We start from the raw sequence: 23,819 nt of genomic DNA, 5'->3' as shown, positions 1-23,819 counted from the left end.
ATGAGCGCGCTGACGTTCGGCGCCGGGATATGGGCGTTCGGGCAGATCGTCGACCGGTACGCGACCGACGGCTACGGCCCGTCGAGGACGATGACCGAGATGCTCGACCTGGCGGCCTCCGTGGACGGGCTGGAGTGCCTCGACATCAACGTGCCGTTCGCCGAGGGCGTCTCCAAGACGTCCGAGCTGGCGGCGGCGCTGGCCGAGCGCCGCCTGCGGGCCAGGGCGATCACGCCGCACCTGTACACGCGGGAGTTCGCCAAGGGCGCCTTCACCAACCCCGACCCCGCCGTGCGGGAGCGCGCCGTGGAGCGCGTGCACGAGGCCGTCGCCGTCGCGCGGGAACTCGGGGCCGGCTACGTGAAGTTCTGGCCCGGCCAGGACGGCTTCGACATGCCGGGGCAGGCCGACTACGCGCGGCTGTGGGAGTTGACGGTCTCCGCGATCCGCGAACTCGCCTCGGCGCACCCGGACGTGCGGTTCGCGATCGAGTACAAGGCCAAGGAGCCGCGGGTTCGCATCACGCTCTCCGACGCGGCCCGCACCCTGCTCGCCATCGAGGAGGCCGGGCAGCCGAACGTCGGCATCGTCATGGACTTCGGCCACTCCCTGCTCGCCGGCGAGACGCCCGCCGAGGCGGTGCAGCTCGTGCACCGGCGCGGGCGGCTGGTGTCGGTGGAGCTGAACGACAACTGGCGCGGCTGGGACGACGACCTGCCCGTGGCGTCGGTGCACCTGTTCGAGACCATCGAGTACCTGCTGGCGGTGCGGCGCATCGGCTGGAGCGCGCCGGTCCTGCTCGACCAGTTCCCCTTCAGGGAGGATCCGGTACGCGCGCTGTCGCAGAGCATCGCCACGATCCGCATGCTGGAGCAGGTGTGCGACCGCGTCGACCACGACGCGCTGCGTGAGGCGCAGGAGCGGCAGGACGCCCTCGCGGCGCAGGCGCTGCTCTGGTCGGCGCTCGGAACCGCGCGCGAGACGCCGTGACCCTCGCCCAGGCCGCCGGCGGCCTGCTGCTGCCCGACCACGACGCCATCGGCGCATGGCGCCGGCTGCGCGACCGGCTGGCGCACGCCGACCGGGCCGCCCGCGCCGCCGCGCTGGCCGCGCTGGCGGGCGGGATCAGACGTACGGCGATCAGCACGATCCACGCGGCGGGCCTCGGGCACACCGGTGGCGACCTGTCCGTCACCGACATCCTCACCACGCTGTACGGCGCCGTGCTGCGCATCGACCCGGCCAGACCCGACTGGCCCGAGCGCGACCGCCTCATCCTGAGCAAGGGACACTGCTCGGTCGCCCTCTACACCACGCTCACGACCTGCGGTTTCTTCCCCGCGGACCGGCTCGCCACGTTCGCCGCCCCGATGTCGCCGCTCAACGGCCACCCCAGCCGCAGGGCGGTGCCGGGCGTCGAGACCAGCTCGGGCCCGCTCGGGCACGGGCTGCCCGTCGGCGTCGGCGTGGCGGTCGGCCTGCGCCTGCGCGGGTCACCGGCGAGGACCGTGGTCGTGCTCGGCGACGGCGAGCTGCAGGAGGGCAGCAACTGGGAGGCCGCCATGACGGCGGCGCACCGGGGGTTGTCGTCGCTGACGGCCGTCATCGACCGCAACGGGCTGCAGCAGGGCGCCCGTACCGGCGACACCAACGACCTGGAGCCGCTCGCGGACAAGTGGCGGGCGTTCGGGTGGGAGGTCGCCGAGGTCGACGGGCACGACCATCTGGCGCTGCTGGACGCCGTGACCGCACCGCACGCGGGGTCGCGGCCGCGCTGCGTGATCGCGAGGACCGTGAAGGGGCGAGGGGTGTCGTTCATGGAGGACCGGGTGGAGTGGCATCACAAGGTGCCGGACGCCGAGCAGACCCGCATGGCGCTCGAGGAACTGCGTTGACCGTCGAGGAGACGTACGACTGCAGGGACGCCTTCGCCGCGGAGCTGGTGCGGCTGGCCCGCGCCGACGACCGGATCGTGGCCGTGTGCAACGACTCGGTGGGGTCGAGCAAGCTGGCCGCCTTCGCCCGGAAGTTCCCCGAACGGCTGATCAACGTCGGCATCGCCGAACAGGACATGGTGGGCATCGGCGCGGGGCTGGCCAACGCGGGGCTGGTGCCGTTCGTGTGCGGGGCGGCGACGTTCCTGACCGCGCGGGCGCTGGAGCAGATCAAGGCCGACGTCGCCTACAGCCTGGCCAACGTCAAGCTGTGCGGGATGAGCCCCGGCCTCGCCTACGGCGCGCTCGGGCCCACCCACCACTCGACCGAGGACCTGTCGTGGTTGCGGGCCATCGCCGACCTGCCCGTGGTCGTACCCGCCGATCCCGCGCAGACCAGCGCCGCCGTCCGGTGGGCGGCGCAGACGACGGGGCCGGCGTTCCTGCGGATCGGCCGCTTCCCCGTGCCGGACGTCTCACCGCCCGGCGGGCCCGCCTTCACCTACGGGCGGGCGGCGCGGCTGCGGGACGGCGCGGACGCCACGCTCGTGGCGACCGGCACGATGGTCAGCCGCGCGCTCAGCGCCGCCGCGCTGCTCGCCGGCCACGGGGTGGACGCGCGGGTGGTGAACGTGTCGACGATCAGCCCGCTCGACCGTGAGGAGATCGTCGCCGCGGCCCGGCAGACCGGGGCGGTCGTCACGGCCGAGGAGGCGGTGCCCACCGGCGGCCTTGGGGCGGCGGTGGCCGAGGTCGTGCTGGAGACCAGGCCGGTGCCGATGCGGCTGCTCGGTCCGCGTACGTTCGCGCCGACCGGGGAGACGGCGTTCCTGCTCGAACACTTCGGGCTCACCGCCGGGGGCATCGCCCGCGCGACGCTGGACGTGCTGGGCCTCGAAGCTGGCGGGCTCGGAACAGGTGGGATCGGAACAGGTGGACTCGGAGCGGGCGGGGCGGGGGGTGTGGGCGTTGACGACGGGTGATCCGCTGGTGCTGGGTGTCGACCAGGGGACCAGCGCGACCAAGGCGATCCTCGTGGACGTCGCGGGCGAGCCGGTGGCGCGGGCCTCCGCGCCGCTCGCGCAGCGGCATCCGGGGCCTGGCCTGGTCGAGCAGGACGGCGAGGAGTTGTGGCGCAGCGTCCTCGACGCGGTGTCGGCATGCCTGTCGGGGGTGCCGCCAGGACGGGTGGCCGCCGTGGGGCTGAGCGTGCAGCGTGAGTCGCTGATCCTCTGGGACGGCGCGTCGGGCGCGCCGCTCAGCCCGCTGGTGAGCTGGCAGGACCGCCGGGGTGCGGACCTGTGCGCCCGGCTGGCCGCCTCCGGCGCGGCGCCCATGGTCCGCCGGATCAGCGGCCTGCCGCTGGACCCGATGTTCTCCGCGGCCAGGGCCGCCTGGCTGCTCGACCACCACGGAACCCGTGACGGTTGCCGTCTGGGGACGGTGGACTCATGGGTGTTGTCCCGGTTGGGCGCCGGGCACGTGATCGAGGTCGGCAGCGCCTCGCGTACGCAGCTGCTCGACGTGCGGGCCCGCCGCTGGAGCCCCGAGTTGCTGGAGCTGTTCGGCGTTCCCGAGGACACCCTCCCCAGGATCGTGCCCTCCGCGGCGCCCCAGGCGCACGCCGACGCCGCAGCGCTGCACCCGTCGCTGGCCGGGGTGCCGGTCGGCGCGGTGATGGGCGACTCGCACGCCGCCCTGTTCGCGCACGCGGCGGGCCGTCCTGGGCGGGTCAAGGTGACGTACGGTACGGGTTCCTCGGTGATGGGCCTGGCCGGCCCGGATGCCGGCGGGGACGAGGGGTTGTGCCTGACCATCGGGTGGCAGGACGGCGAACCCGCGTACGCGCTGGAGGGCAATGTCCTGGCCGCCGGGGCGACGCTCACCTGGCTGGCCGGGGTGCTCGGCACGGAGCCGGAGGAGCTGGCGCGGCTCGCGGCCCGGGGTCGCCGGGGCGCGGTGCAGCTCGTGCCCGCGTTCGGCGGTCTCGGCGCTCCGTGGTGGGATGACCGGGCGGTGGCGGTCATGGCGGGGTTCGGGCTCGACAGCCGCAGGGAAGACCTCGCCAGGGCGGCGGTCGACTCGATCGCGCTGCAGGTGGGCGACGTCGTGGCGGCTCTGGAGCGGGCGGCGGGCCCGGTGGACGAGCTGCTGGCCGACGGCGGTCCCACCGCCAACGCCGACCTCATGCAGTGGCAGGCCGACGTGACGGGGCGCGTGGTGCGGGTGGCGAGGCGGCCGGAGCTGTCCGCGCTGGGGGCCGCTCACCTGGCCGGGATCACGTACGGTGTATGGTCCCGCCGGGAGCTGTCCGGGCTGCCCCGCCACGGCCGGTGCTACACACCCGGCCTTCCGGTGTGCGAGCGCCGCCGCGCCCTAGCAGAATGGCACTCGGCAGTGGCCCGGGCTCGCCACCGGACCAGCAGGAGCGGCGGAGCCGAAGCGGAGGCCAGCGATCGTGGGAGCTGACAGTCAGTTCGAGAAGAGCCGTGCCGGCGGGGAGCCCGTGAGATACACCGGGCGCCGGCTCGGCCAGGAGTCCGAACGCATGCGGCTGCTGGTGCGGGTCGCGCGCCTCTACCACGAGCACGGCGTACGCCAGCCGCAGATCGCCGCCCAGCTGCGCATCTCGCAGCCGCGGGTGTCCCGGCTGCTCAAGGAGGCGGCGGAGATCGGCATCGTGCGCACGGTCGTGGTGGTGCCGAGCGGCGTGCACGCGCTGCTGGAGGAGGACCTCGAGCGGAAATACGGCGTGGAGCAGATCATCGTCGTGGACGCAGCGGGCGACAACAACCACGACGTGGTGGCCGCGCTGGGCTCGGCCGGGGCCACCCATCTCGACGCCACCCTCATCGGCGGCGAGCACCTCGGCATCTCGTCGTGGAGCGCGAGCCTGCTGGCCACGGTGGAGGCGATGCAGCGCCGTCCCGTGCGGGTGGCCGAGGAGGTCGTGCAGCTCATCGGCGGGGTGGGCAAGGGGTCGGCGCAGGTGCAGGCCACCCGGCTGGCCGCCCACCTGGCGGACCTGACGGGCGCCGAGCCGGTGTTCCTGCCCGCTCCCGGCCTGGTCGGCACGCCGGAGGCGCGTCAGGCGCTGTCGGAGGACCACGTGGTGCGGCAGGTCGTGGACGCGTGGTCCCGGCTGACGACCGTGCTGGTCGGCATCGGCAGCCTCGACCCGTCGCCGTTGCTGCGTGACAGCGGCAACGCCATCGACGAGGAGGAGTTGGAGACGCTGCGCGGGCTGGGCGCGGTGGGCGACGTGTGCCTGCGCTTCTTCGACGCCGAGGGCCGTCTGGTCGACTCGCCGCTGGAGCGGCGCATCCTCGGCATTCCGGCCGCCGACCTGCTGCGGGTGCCCCGGCGCATCGCGATCGCCGGGGGCCGCCGCAAGACGGCCGCCATCCGGGCGGCGCTCAGGGGCGGCTGGGTGAACACCCTGATCACCGACGTGGGCGTGGCCGAGCAGCTGCTCAAGGACTGACCACCGCCTCCCCCGGGCGATCGCGCCCAGGGTCTCCTCTCGCGCGAAAAGGCCGCCGGGCATCTGGCCCGGCGGCCTTTCGTCGTCCGCGCGCCCGGTCATTGTGACGGATCCGTGAACCGGCTGTTCCGTTCGCGTACGAAAGCGCTCTTGACAGTCACATCCGTGTCGTTCACGATGTGATGAATCCACTCCATTCATGCGTGAATAAAAATTCTCAGCAACGACAGCGTGGTTCCGGAGTCGTGCCGAAAGACGGCACAGCCCTGTCTATTCGGGGCGGAAAGAGAGCGTTTCGCATGACCGAGGCCCTTGGCTTCGATCGCCATCATTCACATTTCAGCCGCCGGGATTTCGTGCGGTCCGCGGCGTTGGCCCCGCCCGCCGTGGCGTGGGCGGGCACATCGAGCGGCACATCGAGCGGCACATCGAGCGTGGCGGCGAAGCCGAGCCCGAGCCCCACCCCCACCGTCGAGGCGAAGGAGCGGGCCAAAGGAGTGCCCGCCTTCCCCGGGGCCGAAGGGGCCGGGATGTACACCACCGGCGGCCGGGGCGGCGCGGTGTACGAGGTCACCACCCTCGACGACGACGGCCCCGGATCATTACGCGAGGCGGTGGCCAAGTCCGACGGGACGATCGTCTTCCGGGTCGCCGGCACCATCCGGATCAAGGGCGGCCTCGACATCACCGGCAGCAACCTCACCATCGCCGGTCAGACCGCCCCCGGCCACGGCATCACCGTCACCGGCAACGAGACGCAGATCAAGGGCGACAACATCATCCTGCGCCACCTGCGCTTCCGCGGCGGCGACGAGCTCGGCACCGCCATCGACACCTTCGGCGCCCGCGACGTGCGCGACCTCATCATCGACCACTGCTCGTTCAGCTGGGGCGTGGACGAGTGCTTCTCCGTCTACGGCAACACCAACGTGACCGTCCAGTGGTGCGTCATCTCCGAGGGCCTGGTGAACTCGGTGCACCCCAAGGGCCGCCACGGCATGGGCGGCCTGTGGGGCGGCGACACCGTCACCTACCACCACAACCTGCTCGTCCACGAGAACGGCCGCAACCCGCGCTTCAGCTTCACCGAGGGCATGAGCCTGAGGGTGGACCACCGCAACAACGTGATCTACAACCCCGGGATCACGTCCTGCTACGGCGGCGAGTGGTCCAACGGCATCAACATCATCGGCAACCACTACAAGCCGGGCCCGAACACGCGACCCCCGATCGCCAGGACGATCGTGGCGCCGGGGCGGTTCGGCCAGTGGCACGTCAGCGGCAACACGGTCGAGGGCCACGACGACATCACGGCCGACAACACGCTCGGCATCACCTACCCCGTCGGCGGCATCACGCTGCTGCCCAGGCCGGTGGAGTTCGAGCACGGCATCACGGAGCAGACCCCGGCGCAGGCGTACGCCGCGGTCCTCGAACAGGCCGGAGCCACCCTGCCGCGGCGGGACGCCATCGACGCCCGGCTGGTCGGCGAGGCGCGCACGGGCACGGGACGCCACATCAACTCGCAGAAGGACGTCGGCGGCTTCCTGCCGCTGCCGTCCGAGACGCCCGCTCCCGCCGACAGCGACCACGACGGCATGCCGGACGAATGGGAGAGCGCCAACGGGCTGGACCCGGAGAACCCCGACGACGCCGGGACGGTGGACGGCAGCGGGTACACGAACCTGGAGCGCTACCTGAACTCCATCCAGCGGGCCGGGGCCCGCAACCCCGAGGTGGCGATCCTCTCCCCCAAGGCCGACCAGGTGTTCGCCGCCGCACAGGACGAACAGTCCGTCGTCGTCAAGGCCGACGCCAAGGCCATGGACGGCGCGTCCATCGCCACGGTCGAGTTCTTCCACGGCGACAAGAAGATCGGCGAGGCCACCGCGGCGCCGTACCAGGTGACCTGGGAGAACGCGACGGACGGCACCCACTGCCTGACGGCCCGCGCGACCGACAGCACGGGGTCGGCCACCACCTCGTCGCTGGTGCCGATCCACGTCACCCGCACCAGGCCCCACAAGCCGTGGAAGGCGCAGGACATCGGCGAGGTGCCCATCCCCGGCAGCACGGCGCTGAAGGACGGCGTGCTCACGCTGAAGGGGTCGGGCAAGATCGCCGGCTGGAAGGACTCCTTCCACTTCGCCCACCAGGCGGTCGGGTTCACCAAGCGGGGGCAGGTCGTCGAGATCACCGCGCGGCTGGACCACATCAGCACGGGTCACATCGATGCCGTGGCGGGCGTCATGGTGCGCCAGGACCTCGCGCCGAACTCGCCGTTCATGATGGCCGGGATCGGTTACTCCGCGAGCGGCGACGACGGCGCCGGACTGCGCGCCAAGGCCATCAGGGTCGCCCAGCACGGCAAGGAGCCCAGCGTCGGCCTCTGGCCGTACGACGGCGAGGACCCGCTGAGCGTGAAGCCGTACTGGCTGCGCCTGGTGTGCCGGAGCCTGCCGACCGGCGACCACGAGTTCGAGGCCTTCCTCTCCGACAACTCCCTGAACTGGGACCGCATCGGCTACGAGCGCATAGCGATGCGCAGCGGCCGGTTCTACATCGGCCTCGCGGTCGACGGGAACCAGGAGGCGATCGCCGTCCGCACCTACACCACGGCGCAGTTCAGCCTCGTGAAGATCAATGGCTGACCAGACAGGAGCGTGCTCATGACACCACGACCGTTGACGAGGAGGGGTGTGCTCGCCGGCGGCGGCTTCCTGCTGCTGGCCTCCGCCACTGGATGCGGCTTCTTCGACACCAGCCCCGACACGGGCGGCAAGGTCGCGAAGGCGGCAGACCTGTCGGCCAAGGAGGCTCCAGCGCTGGCCGAGCTGGTCAGGAACGGCAAGCTGCCGCCGCTCGCCGAGCGCCTGCCGAAGAACCCCCTGGTGGTCAAGCCGCTGAAGGAGGCCGGTGCGTACGGCGGCACGTGGAACTCGGCCATGGTGGGCGAGGACGACTGGGACTGGCTGATCTACACCCTCGCCTACGAGCCCGTCGTCCGGCTCAAGCCCGGCACCAACGGCCAGAAGGGCCCGGACGACATCATCCCCAACGTGGCCGAGTTCGAGGTCGAGAACGACGGCCGGGAGTACGTCTTCCGGCTGCGCGACGGCCTGAAGTGGTCGGACGGGCAGCCCTGCACGGCCGACGACCTGCTCTTCGCCTTCGAGGACGTGGCCGTCTACAAGGACCTGCACACGACCGGCGTCTACGACCTCTACCTGGAGAACGGCAGCACGGACGAACTGGTCAAGGTGGAGAAGGTGGACGAGCGGACGGTCCGCTACGTCTACAAGGAGCCGAAGGCGGGCCTGCTGTTCCAGATCGCGGTCGCCACCTTCGAGCGTGGCGGGGCGGCCGGCTTCCTGCTGCCCAAGCACTACCTCAAGCAGTTCCACAAGAAGTACAACCCGGACGCCGACAAGCTCGCCAAGGAGCAGCAGTTCGAGGACTGGACCCAGTTGTTCATGCAGAAGAACGACTGGGCGCACAACGCCGACATCCCCACGCTGCACCCATGGAAGATCACTACCGCCATCGGCGACGGCACGGCGGTGGTGGCCGAGCGGAACCCGTACTACTGGAAGGTCGACGACCAGGGGCGCCAGCTTCCCTACATCGACCGGTTCAGGTCGGACCTCCTCGGCGACGTCGAGGTGGAGCTGCTGAAGATCATGAACGGCGAGATCCACATGCAGCTCCGCAACTTCAACACGCCGGAGAACAAGCCGGTGGTCGCGCAGAACGCCGGGAAGGGCAAGTACCGTCTGTTCAACGTGCCGAGCCGGCTGAGCAACACGATGATCATCCAGTTCAACCAGACGATCGGCGACGACGACCTGCGCGAGTTGTTCCAGAAGAAGGACTTCCGGATCGGGCTGTCGTACGCGATCAACCGCAAGGAGATCATCGACGGCGTGTACGCCGGGCAGGGCGAGCCCTGGCAGGCCGCGCCGTCCAAGAACAACGCCGTCTACGACGCGGAGTTCGCCAAGCAGTACACGGAGTACGACGTCGCCAAGGCGGGCGAGTACCTGGACAAGGCCGGGCTGACCGAGAAGGACTCCGCCGGCAGGCGGCTGGGCCCCGACGGCAAGCCACTGATCGTCACCGTCATGACCAGCGCGGAGTTCCCGCACCACGTCCAGGCGCTGGAGTTCGTCAAGAAGCACTGGGAGGCGGTCGGGGTCAGCCTGCGCGTCGATCCCGTCTCGGACACGCTGTTCACCGAGCGCACGATGGGCAACAACCCGCAGGCGTCCACGTTCACGTGCAGCGACTTCGACGTGATCACCGGCACCGGCGGCAGCCACTACTACGTGCCGAGCAACTCCGGCAGCGCCCGCTACGCCATCCGCTGGGCCCTGTGGTACGGCAGCAAGGGCAAGAACGGCGACGAGCCGCCGGCGGTGGTCCGCGAGCAACTTGAGGCGTTCACCGCGATGCGTACCGAGCCGGACGTCAACAAGGCGCTGGAGCACGCCAGGAAGGTCGTGCGGATCGCCAAGGACCAGTTCTACGCGATCGGCATCAGCTCGCATCCCGACGAGTACGGCATCGTCTCCAACGAGGTCAAGAACGTGCCCGACTCCATGTCCGTCTGTCCCGTGAACCCCGGGCCGACCCAGCCCGAGCAGTACTCCTTCTGAGGCGCCGGCATGCTGGGTTATTTCGGCCGCCGCCTGCTGTACGTGGTGGTGACGCTGTGGGCGATCTCGATCGCCGCCTTCGTCATCATCAACCTGCCGCCGGGCGACTATGTCTCGACGCTGATCGCGAACGCGCAGGCGGGCGGCGAAGGCCTCACTCCGGCGGAGATCGAGAACCTCAGGCTGCGCTACGGCCTGGACGATCCGATCTTCTTGCAGTACTGGCGCTGGATCACCGCGATCCTGCTCCACGGCGACTTCGGTCAATCGTTTGCCTGGAATCAGCCGGTCGCCACGCTCATCGGCGAGCGGGTCGCGCTCTCGGCGATCCTGTCGATCAGCTCCCTGCTCATGGTCTGGGCGATCGCGTTCCCCATCGGAATCTACAGCGCGGTCAAGCAGTACTCCTGGGGTGACTACGGGTTCTCCTTCCTCGGCTTCATCGGGATGGCGGTCCCCGAGTTCATGCTGGCGCTGGTTCTGATGTACATCGGGTTCCGCTACTTCGGCGCGAGCGTGGGCGGCCTGTTCTCGCCCGAGTTCCAGGACGCGGCCTGGAACCTGGGCAAGGTCCTGGACCTGATGGGACACCTGTGGGTGCCGATCCTGGTCATCGGGGTGTCCGGCACGGCGGGCATGATCCGGGTGACCAGGGCGAACCTGCTCGACGAGCTCTACCGGCCCTACGTGCACACGGCCAGGGCCAAAGGGCTGCCGGAGTGGAAGCTGCTGCTGAAGTACCCGGTGCGGATGTCGCTCAGCCCGTTCTTCAGCACGGTGGGCTGGCTGCTCCCGGGGCTCATCGGCGGGGAGACCATCGTGTCGGTCGTCATGAGCCTGCCGACGGGGGGCCCGCTGCTGCTCAGCGGGGTCATGAGCCAGGACATGTACCTGGTCGGCAGCTTCATCATGATCCTCAGCACGCTGACCGTGGTCGGCACCGTGGTGAGTGACCTGGCGCTGGCCTGGTGGGACCCGCGAATCCGCAAACGGTACAAGAGAGAGTAGCGCCACATGTTCCTCAGGCGACCGACGAAGGAAGTAGGGACGCTGCCGCAGTGGCGGCTGATGTGGCGGCAGTTCCGCCGGCACCGGCTCGCGATGGCCGGCGCGGCGATCCTGATCCCGGTGTACTTCGTGGCGATCTTCGCGGAGTTCTTCGCGCCGATGTCCAGCTCGACGGCGAACACGTCGATGACGTACGCGCCGCCGCAGATGGTGCGGTACTCGGGCGAGCACGGCCTGCACGTCTACGGGTACACGACCGAACGCGACGCGACGACGTACGCGCAGACCTACACCGAGGACCCCGCCAAGGTGGTCAGGGTGGGGCTGTTCGTGCACGGCGACGAGTACCGGTTGCTCGGCCTGATCCCGTCCGACATCCACCTGATCGGCCCGGTCACCAAGGGCGAGCCGGTCTTCCTGCTGGGCTCCGACGGGAACGGCAGGGACCTGCTGTCCAGGCTCATCCACGGCGCCCGGGTGTCGTTGTCGATCGGGCTGGTCGGGGTCGCCGCCAGCTTCTTACTCGGCATGCTTATAGGCGGCATTTCCGGATATTTCGGGGGCGGCGTCGACAACGTCGTGCAGCGGGTCATCGAGTTCCTGATGGCGATCCCGACGTTGCCCCTGTGGATGGCGCTGTCGGCCGCGCTCCCCACGGACTGGGGGCCGCTGGCCCGATATTTCGCCATCACGGTGCTGCTGTCGCTGATCGGGTGGACCGGGCTGGCCAGGGACGTGCGGGGGCGGTTCCTGTCGCTGCGCGAGGAGGACTTCGTCACCGCCGCCCGGCTGGACGGCGTGGGCCGGCTGTCGATCATCTTCCGCCACATGATCCCCTCGTTCGCCAGCCACATCATCGCCTCACTCTCGCTGGCCATCCCGGGGATGATCCTCGGCGAGACCAGCCTCAGCTTCCTCGGCCTGGGGCTGCAGGCCCCCGCGGTCAGCTGGGGCGTGCTGCTGGAGGGCGCGCAGAACGTGCGCGTCGTCGCCAACGCGCCGTGGCTGCTCGCGCCGGGCGTCGCGGTGGTCGTGGTCGTCGTCGCCATGAACTTCTTCGGCGACGGGCTGCGGGACGCGGCGGACCCGTACAGGTCGGGGCACCGGCCCCGCGGCAGGCGGCTCTTCGGGCGGCGCCGCGCCGCCGCGCCCGCCACGCCGACCGCCACCGTGACCACCGCGAAGGGAGCGTGAGCCGTCGTGGCCGCAGAGGACGACGTACTGCTGGAGATCGCGGACCTGCGTACCCACTTCCTGCTCGACGACGGCGTGGTGTGCGCGGTCGACGGCGTGGACCTGCGCGTGCGCAGGGGCGAGACGCTGGCCATCGTCGGCGAGTCCGGCTGCGGGAAGAGCGTCATGGCCCGCTCGATCCTGCGCCTGGTGGACCCGCCGGGACAGATCGAGGGCGGCCGGATCACGCTGCACCGGCAGGACGGGCCCGTCGAGCTGGTCGGCGCGGACAAGCGGCTGCTGCGGCAGGTGCGCTGGCGGGACATCGCGATGGTGTTCCAGGAGCCGATGGCCTCGCTGAGCCTGGTGCACACCATCGGCAGCCAGATCGTCGAGGCGGTCCGGCTGCACGAGAACGTCGGCAAGGCCGAGGCCCGCGAGCGGGCGATCGACATGCTCGACCGGGTCGGCATCCCCAAGCCCCGGCACCGGGTCGACGCCTACCCGTTCGAGCTGAGCGGCGGCATGCGGCAGCGAGCCATGATCGCCATGGCGCTGTCGTGCCGCCCGAGCCTGCTCATCGCCGACGAGCCGACGACCGCGCTCGACGTGACCACCCAGGCGCAGATCCTCGAGCTGCTGCGGGACCTGCAGGCGGAGTTCGGCATGGCCATCATGTTGATCACGCACGACCTCGGCGTGGCCGCGCAGGTGGCCGACCGCATGGCCGTCATGTACCTGGGCCGGGTGGTCGAGTACGGCGCCGCCGAACAGGTGCTCGCCGCCCCCCGGCATCCGTACGCGCAGGCGCTGCTGCGCTCGATGCCCCGGCTCGGACGCGCCTCGCGCACCCGGCTGGCGGCGATCAGAGGCATGGTGCCGCCGCCGTTCGCGCGGCCGGACGGCTGCACGTTCCACCCGCGCTGCGACAGCGCCATGGCCGGCCGGTGCGACACCGTGACCCCGAGCAGCGTCGTGGTGGGCGACCGCGAGGTCTCCTGCCTCCTCTACGACGACGAACAGCAGGAGCGGGAGGAGCGGCGATGAGCATGGAACCCCTGCTCAGGCTCGAAGGGCTGACCAAGCACTTCCCCATCCGCAGCGGCCTGCTCGGCCGGCAGGTGGGCGCGGTCAGGGCCGTGGACGCGGTGGACCTGGCCGTCGAGGAGGGCACCACGCTCGGCCTGGTCGGTGAGTCCGGTTGCGGCAAGACCACGCTGGGCCGGTGCATCGTGCGAGCGCACGACCCCTCCGGCGGGCGCATGCTCTACCGGTGGCCGGACGGCTCGGTGATCGACGTGGCGGGGCTGAAGGAGAAGGAGCTCAAGCCGTACCGGGGGCAGGTGCGGATGATCTTCCAGGACCCGCACTCGTCGCTCAACCCCCGCAAGACGCTGCGCGAGATCATCGGCGAGCCGATGCGAGCGCACGGGTACGGCACCAAGGAGGAGGTCCACGCCCGCGTCGGCGACCTGCTCGACCGCGTCGGCCTGCGCCCCGAGTACGCCGACCGCTACCCGCACGCCTTCAGCGGCGGCGAACGCCAGCGGGTCGGGATCGCGCGGGCGCTGGCCCTGTCGCCCCGGCTGGTCGTCGCCGACGAGGCGGTGAGCGCGCTCGACGTGTCGGTCCGGGCCCAGATCCTCAACCTGCTGACCGACCTGCAGGAGGAGTCGGGTCTCGGCTTCCTGTTCGTCAGCCACGACCTCGGCATCATCGAGCACGTCGCCGACGTCGTCGCGGTGATGTACCTCGGCAAGGTCGTCGAGCAGGGCCCGACCGGCGAGCTGTACGGGCGGCCCCTGCACCCCTACACCGAGGCGCTGCTGTCGGCGGTGCCCGACCCGGACCCGGCGGCCAGGAGGCACCGCGAGCGGATCAAGCTGCTCGGCGACATCGCCGACCCGGCGCACGTGCCGCCCGGCTGCCCCTTCCACCCGCGCTGCGTGTACGCCAGGGACGTGTGCCGCACGGACCCGCCGCCGCTGCGCGAGGTCGGAGGGCGCCGCGTCGCCTGTCATTTCGCGGAGGAACTGGAGTTGCGCGGCGTCCCCGACCCGGACGTGCGCGAGGACCCGAAGGTGAGCGCATGACCGACCCCCGTTTCGACGGCGTCCTCCGTCCGTCGGGCACGCTGCCCGGCACGCGGGAGGCGCTGCTGCCCGCGCCGCACGGCCCGGACAACCACGCGGCCAACCTGCTGCGCACGCGGGACGGTGAACTGCTGTGCGCCTGGTTCAGCGGCCCAGAGGAGGGCTCCCCCGGCACCGATGTGGTCGTCTCCCGGCTGGCCGGCGAACGCTGGGAGACGCCGCTGCTCGTCGCCGCCGACCCGCTGCGCAGCGAGCAGAACCCGGTGCTGTTCGACGGCGGCGACGGGCTGGTCCGGCTGCTGCACACCTCCAGCGAGCCGTACGACCAGACGACGGCGCACGTCGTGGTCAGGACGTCGGCCGACGCGGGCCGCACCTGGAGCGAGCCGGACGTGCTCTTCGCCGAACCGGGCGTCTTCGTCCGGCACCCGCCGCTCGTCCTGGCGGACGGGACGTGGCTGCTGCCCGCCTACCACTGCGGCAAGGCGGGCGACCGCAGCGTCGTCCAGGTCAGCGCGGACGGCGGCCGTACGTGGGCCGAGCACGCGGTCCCCGGCAGCGGCGACCTGGTGCAGATGACCATCGCCGAGCAGCCAGGCGGACGGCTGCTGGCGATGTACCGCGACCGGCGGGCAGGGCGGATCTACGCCTCCACCTCGGCCGACGGCCGCACCTGGTCGGCGCCGGAACGCACCGACCTGCCGAACAACGACTCCTCCGTCCAGCTCACGAAGCTCGGGGGCGGACGGCTGGCGCTCGTCTACAACGACGCGAGCCTGGAGCGCGGTGAGTACCGGTGGGTGGTCAAGAACGGCAGGCAGCGCAAGAAGGCGCTGCGCACCCCTCTGGTGCTCGCGGTGTCGGACGACGGCGGCGAGAGCTGGCCGTACCGGCGGGTCCTGCAGGACTCCGACGACGAGTACTGGCAGAACGAGCTCGGCTACTCCTATCCGAGCGTCATCGACGGCGGCGACGGGCGCGTGGACGTCGCCTTCTCCTACCTGCGCAAAACCATCAAACATCTGGAGATCGGCCTGTGATGAAACTTCGGCAGAGCATGTTATTCGGGACCGCGGCGGTGGCCGTGGCGCTCCCCTCCACCCTCGCGGACGGTGCCGGGGAGGGCGACGTACGGGTGGAGCCGACCGGCTCGTACGCCTGCCGTCAGGACGTGGCCGCGCCCGACCCCGGCGTCCCCAAGGTGCACGCGGCCGGCCTGGCGCAGGCGCCGAACGGCGACATGCTGACCGTCTACTACGGCGGCACCACGGAGGGGGCGCCCGACCAGGCGCTCTACCTGTCGCGGCTGGCGGCGGGCAAGCGCGCGTGGTCCGCGCCCGAGGTGGTGTTCGACGAGGCGGGTAAGGCCGACGGCAACCCCGTGTTGTGGTCCGACGGCAAGCGGCTCTACCTGTTCTTCGTGACGATCGAGGGCCACGGCTGGGAGCAGGCCCCGATCCGGCTGATCACCTCGGACGACAGCGGGAAGACCTGGAGCGACCCCGCCACCATCCGCGAGGAGTGGGGGTGGATGGTGGGCACCAACCCCATCCGCATGTCCAACGGCGAGGTGCTGCTGCCCATCTACGACGAGGGCGGCTCCAGCTCCGGCTTCTACGTCTTCAGCGAGGACATGTCGTCGTGGAAGGCGTACCCGGAGGAGCACGGCGACTGGATCCGCACGCCTGAGGGATCGATCCAGCCGACCGTCGTGGAGGTCGAGCCGGGACGGCTGCGCGCCTACCTGCGCACCGGCGACGGCGCCATCCACACCAGCGACTCGACCGACTTCGCCCGCACGTGGAGCACCCCCGTGGCCGAGCCCATCGGCAACCCGAACTCGCGCGTCGCCGCGCTCAGGCTGCACGACGGCAAGCTCGTGCTGGCCTACAACCCGTGGGTCGAGCACCGCTCCCCCATGCGGCTGTCGCTCTCGCCCGACAAGGGCCGCACGTGGGAGCACTCCGTCGACGTGGAGGCGCAGTCGGGGCCGCAGTTCACCTATCCCGTGCTGGCGCAGAGCGGCGACGGCTTCATCCACATGGTCTATTCCTACAACCGCAACAACATCCGGCACGTGGTCTTCAACGAGCCGTACCTCCGCGACGCGGTGGGCCTGCTGTCCAACTACCCCGAGCACACGATCACCGAGTTCAAGAACGGCGTCCGGCGCGACGTGGTGCGCCGGTGCAGCTACTCGCCCGCGAAACAGCCCTGAGGAGACCCCACCTGATGAAGAAGTCACGCGGCTTCGCGCTGCTCGCGCTCGCCCTCGCCGTCACGACCGCCGTCCCCGCCGCCGCCAGTGCGACCTCCTCGCCGCCGGCGGCCTGCAAGGACGTGCCCAACCAGTACGACGTGCCGTTCAGCGTCTGCGACGACGAGCTGTTCATCTTCGCCGCCAACTACAAGCCGTTCGAGTCGACCGTCACGGAGGACACCCGGGAGGGCACCAGGGTCTTCGACGAGGTCATCGGGAACAAGCTGCGGGCGGCGTTCCCCGACGTCAAGATCAAGTATGCGACGTGGGACCTGCCCGTCCGCTACGACGAGCTCAAGAACGCCGGCGTCGTCCCCGACATCATCATCGAGGATCCGAAGAACCGCATCGACCGCGACCTCGAACCGATGGGCTGGGTCGGCGACCTCACCCCCGACCTTGAACAGGCCGGCATCGACCTGAACACGCTGAACACCTCCGCGGTGGAGCTGACCAGGTCGCGCTCCGACGGCGGGATCTACGGCGTGCCGCTGTTCATCGACGAGCACGTGCTGCTCTACAACAAGAAGATCTTCGACAAGTTCAAGGTGAAGCACCCCAAGCCCGGCATGACGTACGACGATGCGTACAAGAAGGCCAAGCGGCTGACCGCGGACGACGGCCTGGATCACTACAAGGGCTACATGCAGCACCCTGACCAGTATCTGGACTTCAACCAGGCCGGCCTCTACCCGTTCCAGCCGACGACGAGCGAGGAGCCCGCGCCCGAGGACGTCAAGGTCGACATCAGCAGTGACGCCTGGAAGACGTACGTCGACAACCTGTACCGCTTCCTGGAGATCCCGCGCAACGACTTCACCACCGTCACCGACTTCTTCAAGGGCGACATGAGCCAGCCGGGCCACCTGGCCATGGCGGTCGACACGCTGTCGCGGCTCAACATGTACGCCGGCAGCGAGCTGTTCATCGAGGACGGCGACGAGGACTCCTTCGCGGAGCACGCCAAGAGCGTCGACATCGGCGTCAGCGCCGTCCCGGTGCTCAAGAAGGGCTCCACGACGACCTACCAGCCGAACACGCGGGCCGCGTTCATCCCGCCGTCCTCACCCAAGAAGGACCAGGCCCTGCAGATCGTGAAGTGGCTGGTCTCCGAGGAGGGCCAGACCGAACTGTCCAGCCACGGCCTCAAGGCGGTCCTGCAGACCGACGAGGTCGTGCGGAGCTTCGGCACGGCCATCCCCGAACTGGCCGGCATCGACACCTCCGCCGTCTACTGGGGCGAGAACGCCACCATCTCGAACTACGAGAACACCGAGTACTGGGACCTGCCGCTGTGGTCGGTCTACCGCCAGCACATCCTGCGTGACGGCGGCACGCCCGAGCAGGCGCTGAGCCTCTCCCAGCAGCAGGACATCCCCAACTACATCAAGGCGCAGGCGGAAGCGGGCAAGGACTGGTGACGTTCTCCACCACCGTGGAACGCTGGGGCGTCCACGAGATCGAACTGGCCGGACCGACCGGCGGCAACCCCTTCGCGGACGTTCGCCTGTCGGCCCGGTACCAGTACCGCAACCGCGTCGTCGAGGCCGAGGGCTTCTACGACGGGGACGGCGTCTACCGCGTCCGGTTCATGCCGGACGCGGTGGGTCCGTGGCGGTTCACGACTGTCAGCAACGTGGAAGAGTTGGACGGATGCTCGGGCGGCTTCGACGTGGGGCCGCCCGCCCCGGGCAACCACGGCCCCGTGCGGGCCGCCGGCACCGGCTTCGCGTACGCGGACGGCACGCCGTACCTGCCGTTCGGCACGACCGCGTACCACTGGACGCACGACATGGACGAGGAGCGGGAACGCCGGACGCTGCGGACGCTCAAGTCGTCGCCGTTCAACAAGCTGCGCATGTGCGTGCTGCCGACGGGCCCGATGACGCCGCCGGAGGTGCCGTTCGCCGGGAAGGACCCGGACGGGCTGGACCTGACCCGGTTCAACCCCGTGTTCTTCCGCCACCTGGAGGCCGGGGTCCGCGAACTGCGCGACATCGGCGTGGAGGCGGACGTGATCCTCTTCCACCCGTACGACGGCGGCGTACGCGGTTTCCAGGACATGGGCCGTGAGGTCGACCACGCCTTCGTGCGCTATGTCATCGCCCGGCTGTCCGCCTACCGCAACGTGTGGTGGTCGGCCGCCAACGAGTACGACTTCAACCGGGCCAAGACCGTGGCCGACTGGGACGACATCCTGCGCACGATCGTGCGCCACGACCCGTACGAGCACCTGCGCTCCATCCACAACGGGACCCGCATGTTCGAGGTCGCGTCGTTGTACGACTTCACCAAGCCGTGGATCACGCACCAGAGCATCCAGCACTGGGACGCCACCCCGACGGACGCCTGGCTGGCGGCCTGCCCCAAGCCCGTCGTCATCGACGAGATCTCCTACGAGGGGAACATCGGCAAACGCTGGGGCAACGTCACCGCCCAGGAGCTGGTGGACCGGTTCTGGGAGGGCGTGACGCGCGGCGGCTACGTGGGGCACGGCGAGTCGCTGGCCGGCTTCCAGGACCGCGCGTGGATCGGCAACGGCGGCGGCCTGTACGGCGAGAGCCCGGCGAGGATCGCCTTCCTGCGCACGATCGTGGAGCAGCGCCCCGACGGCACGCTCCTGCGCTACCTGGGGCGGCGGCAACCGGCCCACGTCACGGTGGACCTGCCGGCGGGCGGCGCGTACGAGGTCGAGCTGATCGACACCTGGAACATGACCGTCACCCCGGTAGACGGGGTGCACCGCGACCGGGTGCGGGTCGGGCTGCCGCGCGAACCGTACCTGGCGCTGCGGATGACGAGAGTGGGAGATCGATGAGGATCGGGCCGATGGCGACCACCGCGCTCGGCTGGCACCTGCACGACGAGAAGCGGCGCTCGCGGACCCTCGCCACGCTGGAGTCGTCGCCGTTCCAGCGGGTGCGGATGGCGGCGTTCGCCACCCGGTGCTCCCTCGACGCGCTGGAGGAGCGGGTGGCCGAGCTGGCCGGGATCGGCGTGACCGCCGAACTCGTGCTCATGCATCCCGGCGAGGGCGTCTCCGACGTCGAGACCGCCCGCCGCTACGTGCGGGACGTGGTGCCGCGTCTGTCCGCGCACCCGAACGTGTGGTGGTCGCTGTCCGGCGACCCCTCGCGGTTCCCGGCGTTCACCGAGCACGACTGGGTGCGGCTGGCCGACCTGGTGGCCGAGGAGGACCCCGGCCACCACCCGCTCTCGATCACCGTGCCCGCGGACTCGCCGCTGTTGTGGCGGCGCTCGTTCACGCACGGCAGCGTACGCGCGCCCAGCCCGCGCGACGCGTGGGTGGCGACGCGCGACCACCACAAGCCGGTGCTGATGGACATGTGCGGGTACGAGGGCGACGCCGAGGACCCATCCCTGAGCCTGCCGCCCGAGAAGGTCGTCACCATGGCCTGGGACGGGTCGGTGCGCCGACGCCACCTTACGCACGGCGAGTCGTACGTGGACGACGACGGGCTGACCTGGTCGCAGGACGGCGGCACGCTCACCGGGGCCGCTGTGCCCCGGCTCGCGCTGCTGCGCCAGGTCGTCGCCGGCACCCCGGACGAGGCGCGCTACCAGGACCGGGACGCGCCGATGCTGGAGGTGCCCGGGGAGTTCTACCTGGAGTACTGCGGGGAGCACCGCTTCCCCGACAGGACGTACGAGGTGCCGCAGGGCCGGTACGAGGTCGAGGTGATCGACACCTGGGAGATGACCGTCACGCCGCTCGGGGTGCTGGACGGCGGGACGATCACGGTGCCGCTGCCCGGGACGGTCGGCCAGGCCGTCAGGATCCGGCGGCGGCCATGACGGCGGGCGTTCTCACGGCCGTCGAGGAGCCGGGCGGGAAGGTCGTCGAGGTGGTGGCCGGCGCGGGCGGGCCCGAGCTGCTGCTGCGCCGCCGCGACACGGACGGGCCGCACCTGCGGGCGCCGCTGAGCGGCATGCTCACCGCCTCCACAGGCCGCCCGTGGCGGGTCGAGCCGGCCTTCGGCGACTCCGTCCGCGTGTGTACGGCGGGCGGGACCGTCGTGGTCACGGCCGGGCTCGGGCCGCTGAGCGCCCGGCTGGAGCTGGCCTTCGCCCACGGCGGCCTGCTCACCCTCACCACCACCTGGCGCAACGACGCCGATCACGAGGTCACCGACGTGGCGGCCGGCCTCCTGCTGCCGCTGCCCACCACGGACGCGCACGTCACCATGCCCGGCGTGCTCTACAACGGCAACCCCTCGTCCGACCCACGCAGGAAGGTGCCGCGCGAGGGGTTCGTGGGCGAGGAGCACCGCCTGCCCATCCCCGCCGTCAACGCCGCATGGGACGGCCGCTACGTCAGCCTCTTCGCCCACCCCACGCCGGCCAGGCTCGACGACGGCACCGTGGCGTACGGCTCGCTCGGCGTCGTACGGTCGCCGGGCCTGACGGTCGCGGCGATGACCGGCGTGATCGCCTTCGACGGCGAGCCGGACGTCTGCTACGTCAGCAAGGCGGAGGTGGCGGACCGGCCCGTCGGCTACCGCGACCTGGGGCCGGGCGAGACCGTCACCACCCGCCACACGCTCGACTGGGGCTCGGTGGAGCCGCGCGGCCTCGGCTTCACCAGGCTCGTCCGCACGGATCTCTACCGGGACACGGGCGCCAGGCCGCTGTCCCGGGACGAGATCGTGCGGCTCAAGACGAACGCCATGGACGCGCGCTGGGCGGGCGAGGGCTACCTCGCCTACGACGGCACCCGGCCCGGCAAGCCCCGCTCGTACCTGTACGGCTGGACGGGCCAGTGCATGAAACTGGCCCGCTGCGACGCCGAACTGGGCCTCGAACGGGAGGAACCCGAACGTGTCGGGCGAGCTCGTCGTGCCGCCGCCTTCTACGTCGAGGGCAGCCGGATGCCCGTACGCGGGCTGCGGCACGGACGCCACCTGCTCGACGAGGACAGGTGGGAGGCGTTCCGCAAGGACGGCGCCGCCTTCGTCTCCAGCCGCGCCCACGGCGAGACGGTCGCCGACCTGGCCGAGCTCGCGCTGCGGTTGCGCGAGGCCGCCCTGCCGGTGCCGCCGGACTGGGAGGAGGCGGTGGAGGACGCCGCCGCGTTCTTCTGGCGGACCCGGCTGCCGGAGGGCGTCGTCCCCCTCGGCTGGACCCCGGACGGCGACCCGTTCTCTCCCATGGTCACCGCGGCGGGGGTGGCGTGCGTGCAGGCGCTGCTGGGCGCGTACCGGCTGGGCGGCGAGAAGGTGTGGCTGCGGCGCGCGGAGGAGGTGCTCGGCCACTACCACCGGCTGTACGCGGCCACGTTCGAGCGGCCCTTCGCCCACGCCACCCTCGACGCCTCCGGCGAGGACAAGGAGGCCGGGATGTACTACTTCCAGGCCGCCTTCGAGCTCTACCGCCTGACCGGGCGGGAGACGTACGCGCGGTGGGCGGAGACGGCGGCCGACTGGCTGCTGACGTTCGTCTACGTGTGGTCGCCCGAGTTCGACGAGGGCAGCACGTTCCGGCGGCGCGGCTTCCAGGCGTGCGGCTGGCCCGCGGTGAGCGTGCAGAACCACCACCTCGACGTGTTCTTCCCGACGTCCGAACTGATGGAGTTCGGCCTGATGACCGGCCGGACGCACTACGCGGAACGGGCCGAGACGATCCTGCACGCCATGGGCCAGGGCATCTGCACGGAACCCGGCGACTGGGGCTTCCACGTCCCCGGCGAGCAGGGCGAAGGATTCTTCCAGACCAACTGGCAGCGCAAGGGCGAGGCGAACACGTGGAACCCGTCCTGGGTGATCGCCCTGCCCCTGCACCACGCGCTGCGCATGAGGAAGGTGGCATGAACGAGGAAGAGGCCTGGCGGTACGCCGACGAGCTGCGGAAGCGGGTGCGGCCGCCCGAGTTCCCCGACCGGTGGTTCGACGTGACCGGCTTCGGCGGCGGGGAGACGTGGACGAGGGCGTTCCGCGCCGCCATCGAGACGTGCCACGAGAGCGGCGGCGGGCACGTGCGCGTGCCGCCCGGCACCTACCCCACCGGCGCGATCCACCTGCTCTCCAACGTGGACCTGCACGTGGAGGCGGGCGCGACGATCCTGTTCAGCACCGACCCCGCCGACTACCTCCCGGCCGTCTTCACCCGCTTCTCCGCCATCGAGTGTTACAACTACTCCCCCTTCATCTACGCCCACGGACAGGAGAACATCGCCGTCACAGGCGCCGGGACGCTCGACGGCGGGGCCGGGCCCGAGCACTGGTGGTGGTGGGTGGGCACGCCCGCCTTCGGCTGGCGACCCGGCATGCCGAACGAGGCGGACGACTGGGCGGCGTTGCAGCGGATGGCCGCGGATGGGGTGCCGGTCGAGGAGCGGGTGTTCGGCGCGGGCCACCACCTGCGCCCGAACATGATCCAGCCGTATCTGTGCCGCGACGTGCTCATCGAGGGTGTGCGCATCGTGCGCTCCCCCATGTGGGAGATCCATCCCGTACGGTGCGAGAACGTCCTCGTCAGGAACGTCTCGATCCACTCTCGCGGGCCCAACAACGACGGCTGCGACCCCGAGAGCTGCCGCTCGGTGGTGATCACGGGCTGCGTCTTCGACGTCGGCGACGACTGCGTCGCCATCAAGGCCGGCCGCGGCCCCGATGGGCGGCGGGTGGGGGTGCCGTGCGAGGACGTGCTGATCGAGGACTGCGACATGCGCTACCGGTACGGCTCGGTCGCCATCGGCACGGACACGACCGGCGGCATCCGCAACGTCTTCGTCCGCCGCTGCCGCTGGGGCGGCCCCGGACTCTACTTCGGCCTCTACATCAAGACGAACTCCGTACGGGGGGGCTACGTCGAGAACGTCTTCGTCAAGGACGTCGAGATCAGCGAGCTGACCAAGGAAGCCGTCTCCATCGACCTCTACCACGGCGACGGCCACAACGGCGACGACCCGCCCCCCATCCGCAACATCAACGTGGCGGGGGTGCGCAGCGACCGGACGCGCAGCGCGTACCTGCTGCGGGGGTATCCCGAACAGCCCTTGAGGGACATCACGATCAGGGACAGCACGTTCGCCCACGTGCAGCGCGCGGACGTGGCCGCCGACGTGACCGGCCTGACCCTCGCGGACGTCAAGGTGGGTCCCGCGCCCTGATGAGGGCCGACCGTGAACGAACCAGAATCAGCCGGGAGCTTCCACGCGGGCCCGTCGGGACTGCCGAGCCACACCCGCTGCTC

Annotated in this window: 19 protein-coding genes; 18 read left to right on the top strand and 1 reads right to left on the bottom strand. The window is 70.8% G+C overall.

Going from position 1 to position 23,819, the window contains the following annotated elements; translation table 11 throughout:
• The 5 genes from GUY59_RS14825 to GUY59_RS14805 are packed head-to-tail and all read left to right on the top strand — an operon-like array spanning window position 1 to window position 5,418.
• Window positions 1-990, top strand: a complete 990-nt coding sequence (locus GUY59_RS14825) for a sugar phosphate isomerase/epimerase family protein (RefSeq protein ID WP_138201197.1) — start codon at window positions 1-3, stop codon at window positions 988-990.
• Window positions 987-1,895: a transketolase gene (locus GUY59_RS14820; protein WP_201760883.1), complete on the top strand. Its 909-nt coding sequence runs from the start codon at window positions 987-989 to the stop codon at window positions 1,893-1,895. Before GUY59_RS14825 ends, GUY59_RS14820 begins: the two co-directional genes overlap by 4 nt.
• The gene (locus GUY59_RS14815; RefSeq protein WP_201760882.1) at window positions 1,892-2,917 is read left to right on the top strand and encodes a transketolase family protein; all 1,026 of its coding nucleotides are present in this window, start codon (window positions 1,892-1,894) and stop codon (window positions 2,915-2,917) included. The genes GUY59_RS14820 and GUY59_RS14815 overlap by 4 nt, the downstream gene beginning before the upstream one ends.
• Window positions 2,904-4,403, top strand: a complete 1,500-nt coding sequence (locus tag GUY59_RS14810) for an FGGY family carbohydrate kinase (protein WP_138201195.1) — start codon at window positions 2,904-2,906, stop codon at window positions 4,401-4,403. Before GUY59_RS14815 ends, GUY59_RS14810 begins: the two co-directional genes overlap by 14 nt.
• Before the next feature lie 37 nt (window positions 4,404-4,440).
• The gene (locus GUY59_RS14805; RefSeq protein ID WP_252374947.1) at window positions 4,441-5,418 is read left to right on the top strand and encodes a sugar-binding transcriptional regulator; all 978 of its coding nucleotides are present in this window, start codon (window positions 4,441-4,443) and stop codon (window positions 5,416-5,418) included.
• Window positions 5,419-5,746: 328 nt separating this feature from the next.
• On the opposite strand, the gene GUY59_RS14800 is transcribed toward GUY59_RS14805, so the two are convergent.
• Window positions 5,747-5,911: a hypothetical protein gene (locus GUY59_RS14800; protein ID WP_161714545.1), complete on the bottom strand. Its 165-nt coding sequence runs from the start codon at window positions 5,909-5,911 to the stop codon at window positions 5,747-5,749.
• A gap of 4 nt (window positions 5,912-5,915) precedes the next feature.
• Here GUY59_RS14800 and GUY59_RS50695 point away from each other — a divergent pair, with 4 nt between their 5' ends.
• The 13 genes from GUY59_RS50695 to GUY59_RS14735 are packed head-to-tail and all read left to right on the top strand — an operon-like array spanning window position 5,916 to window position 23,736.
• Window positions 5,916-8,069: an Ig-like domain-containing protein gene (locus GUY59_RS50695; RefSeq protein ID WP_138201194.1), complete on the top strand. Its 2,154-nt coding sequence runs from the start codon at window positions 5,916-5,918 to the stop codon at window positions 8,067-8,069.
• A gap of 18 nt (window positions 8,070-8,087) precedes the next feature.
• Window positions 8,088-10,073: an ABC transporter substrate-binding protein gene (locus GUY59_RS14790; protein WP_138201193.1), complete on the top strand. Its 1,986-nt coding sequence runs from the start codon at window positions 8,088-8,090 to the stop codon at window positions 10,071-10,073.
• A gap of 9 nt (window positions 10,074-10,082) precedes the next feature.
• Window positions 10,083-11,081: an ABC transporter permease gene (locus tag GUY59_RS14785; protein ID WP_132332102.1), complete on the top strand. Its 999-nt coding sequence runs from the start codon at window positions 10,083-10,085 to the stop codon at window positions 11,079-11,081.
• Between the two features lie 6 nt (window positions 11,082-11,087).
• Entirely contained in the window at window positions 11,088-12,275 is a 1,188-nt protein-coding gene (locus GUY59_RS14780; RefSeq protein WP_138201192.1) for an ABC transporter permease, read from the top strand.
• Between the two features lie 6 nt (window positions 12,276-12,281).
• Window positions 12,282-13,301 (top strand): ABC transporter ATP-binding protein, encoded by a 1,020-nt coding sequence (locus GUY59_RS14775; RefSeq protein WP_138201191.1) that lies wholly within the window; start codon window positions 12,282-12,284, stop codon window positions 13,299-13,301.
• A complete protein-coding gene (locus GUY59_RS14770) occupies window positions 13,298-14,347 on the top strand; it encodes an ABC transporter ATP-binding protein (RefSeq protein ID WP_138201190.1) in 1,050 nt (349 codons plus the stop codon). The genes GUY59_RS14775 and GUY59_RS14770 overlap by 4 nt, the downstream gene beginning before the upstream one ends.
• On the top strand, window positions 14,344-15,387 hold the full coding sequence (locus GUY59_RS14765) for a sialidase family protein (protein ID WP_138201189.1): 1,044 nt from the start codon (window positions 14,344-14,346) through the stop codon (window positions 15,385-15,387). The genes GUY59_RS14770 and GUY59_RS14765 overlap by 4 nt, the downstream gene beginning before the upstream one ends.
• A 17-nt stretch (window positions 15,388-15,404) precedes the next feature.
• A complete protein-coding gene (locus GUY59_RS14760; protein ID WP_138201188.1) occupies window positions 15,405-16,565 on the top strand; it encodes a sialidase family protein in 1,161 nt (386 codons plus the stop codon).
• A 14-nt stretch (window positions 16,566-16,579) separates the two neighbouring features.
• Window positions 16,580-18,028, top strand: coding sequence for an ABC transporter substrate-binding protein (locus GUY59_RS14755; protein ID WP_138201187.1), 1,449 nt, complete (start codon window positions 16,580-16,582; stop codon window positions 18,026-18,028).
• A complete protein-coding gene (locus tag GUY59_RS14750) occupies window positions 18,025-19,425 on the top strand; it encodes a DUF5060 domain-containing protein (RefSeq protein WP_138201186.1) in 1,401 nt (466 codons plus the stop codon). Before GUY59_RS14755 ends, GUY59_RS14750 begins: the two co-directional genes overlap by 4 nt.
• An 11-nt stretch (window positions 19,426-19,436) precedes the next feature.
• Complete coding sequence (locus tag GUY59_RS14745) at window positions 19,437-20,423, top strand: DUF5605 domain-containing protein (protein WP_138201185.1); 987 nt, start codon at window positions 19,437-19,439, stop codon at window positions 20,421-20,423.
• Window positions 20,420-22,435 carry a hypothetical protein gene (locus GUY59_RS14740; RefSeq protein ID WP_201760881.1) on the top strand — a complete coding sequence of 672 codons (2,016 nt, stop codon included), beginning with the start codon at window positions 20,420-20,422 and terminating at the stop codon, window positions 22,433-22,435. Before GUY59_RS14745 ends, GUY59_RS14740 begins: the two co-directional genes overlap by 4 nt.
• Entirely contained in the window at window positions 22,432-23,736 is a 1,305-nt protein-coding gene (locus GUY59_RS14735) for a glycoside hydrolase family 28 protein (RefSeq protein WP_138201184.1), read from the top strand. The genes GUY59_RS14740 and GUY59_RS14735 overlap by 4 nt, the downstream gene beginning before the upstream one ends.
• Window positions 23,737-23,819 lie beyond the last annotated feature (83 nt).

The organism is Nonomuraea sp. K271, from assembly GCF_009908215.1.
In the GTDB taxonomy this organism is placed as follows: Bacteria; Actinomycetota; Actinomycetes; order Streptosporangiales; family Streptosporangiaceae; genus Nonomuraea; species Nonomuraea longispora.
Note: the sequence above shows the minus strand (reverse complement) of the source record. Positions and strands in the feature narration are given on the sequence as shown.

Excerpts from the sequence above, each read along its gene's own strand:
- GUY59_RS14735 (WP_138201184.1), top strand. The coding sequence starts at position 22,432 with ATGAACGAGGAAGAGGCCTGGCGGTACGCCGACGAGCTGCGGAAGCGG.
- GUY59_RS14770 (WP_138201190.1), top strand. The coding sequence starts at position 13,298 with ATGAGCATGGAACCCCTGCTCAGGCTCGAAGGGCTGACCAAGCACTTC.
- GUY59_RS14785 (WP_132332102.1), top strand. The coding sequence starts at position 10,083 with ATGCTGGGTTATTTCGGCCGCCGCCTGCTGTACGTGGTGGTGACGCTG.
- GUY59_RS14765 (WP_138201189.1), top strand. The coding sequence starts at position 14,344 with ATGACCGACCCCCGTTTCGACGGCGTCCTCCGTCCGTCGGGCACGCTG.
- GUY59_RS14745 (WP_138201185.1), top strand. The coding sequence starts at position 19,437 with ATGGCGACCACCGCGCTCGGCTGGCACCTGCACGACGAGAAGCGGCGC.
- GUY59_RS14780 (WP_138201192.1), top strand. The coding sequence starts at position 11,088 with ATGTTCCTCAGGCGACCGACGAAGGAAGTAGGGACGCTGCCGCAGTGG.
- GUY59_RS14755 (WP_138201187.1), top strand. The coding sequence starts at position 16,580 with ATGAAGAAGTCACGCGGCTTCGCGCTGCTCGCGCTCGCCCTCGCCGTC.
- GUY59_RS14760 (WP_138201188.1), top strand. The coding sequence starts at position 15,405 with ATGTTATTCGGGACCGCGGCGGTGGCCGTGGCGCTCCCCTCCACCCTC.
- GUY59_RS14790 (WP_138201193.1), top strand. The coding sequence starts at position 8,088 with ATGACACCACGACCGTTGACGAGGAGGGGTGTGCTCGCCGGCGGCGGC.
- GUY59_RS14825 (WP_138201197.1), top strand. The coding sequence starts at position 1 with ATGAGCGCGCTGACGTTCGGCGCCGGGATATGGGCGTTCGGGCAGATC.
- GUY59_RS14740 (WP_201760881.1), top strand. The coding sequence starts at position 20,420 with ATGACGGCGGGCGTTCTCACGGCCGTCGAGGAGCCGGGCGGGAAGGTC.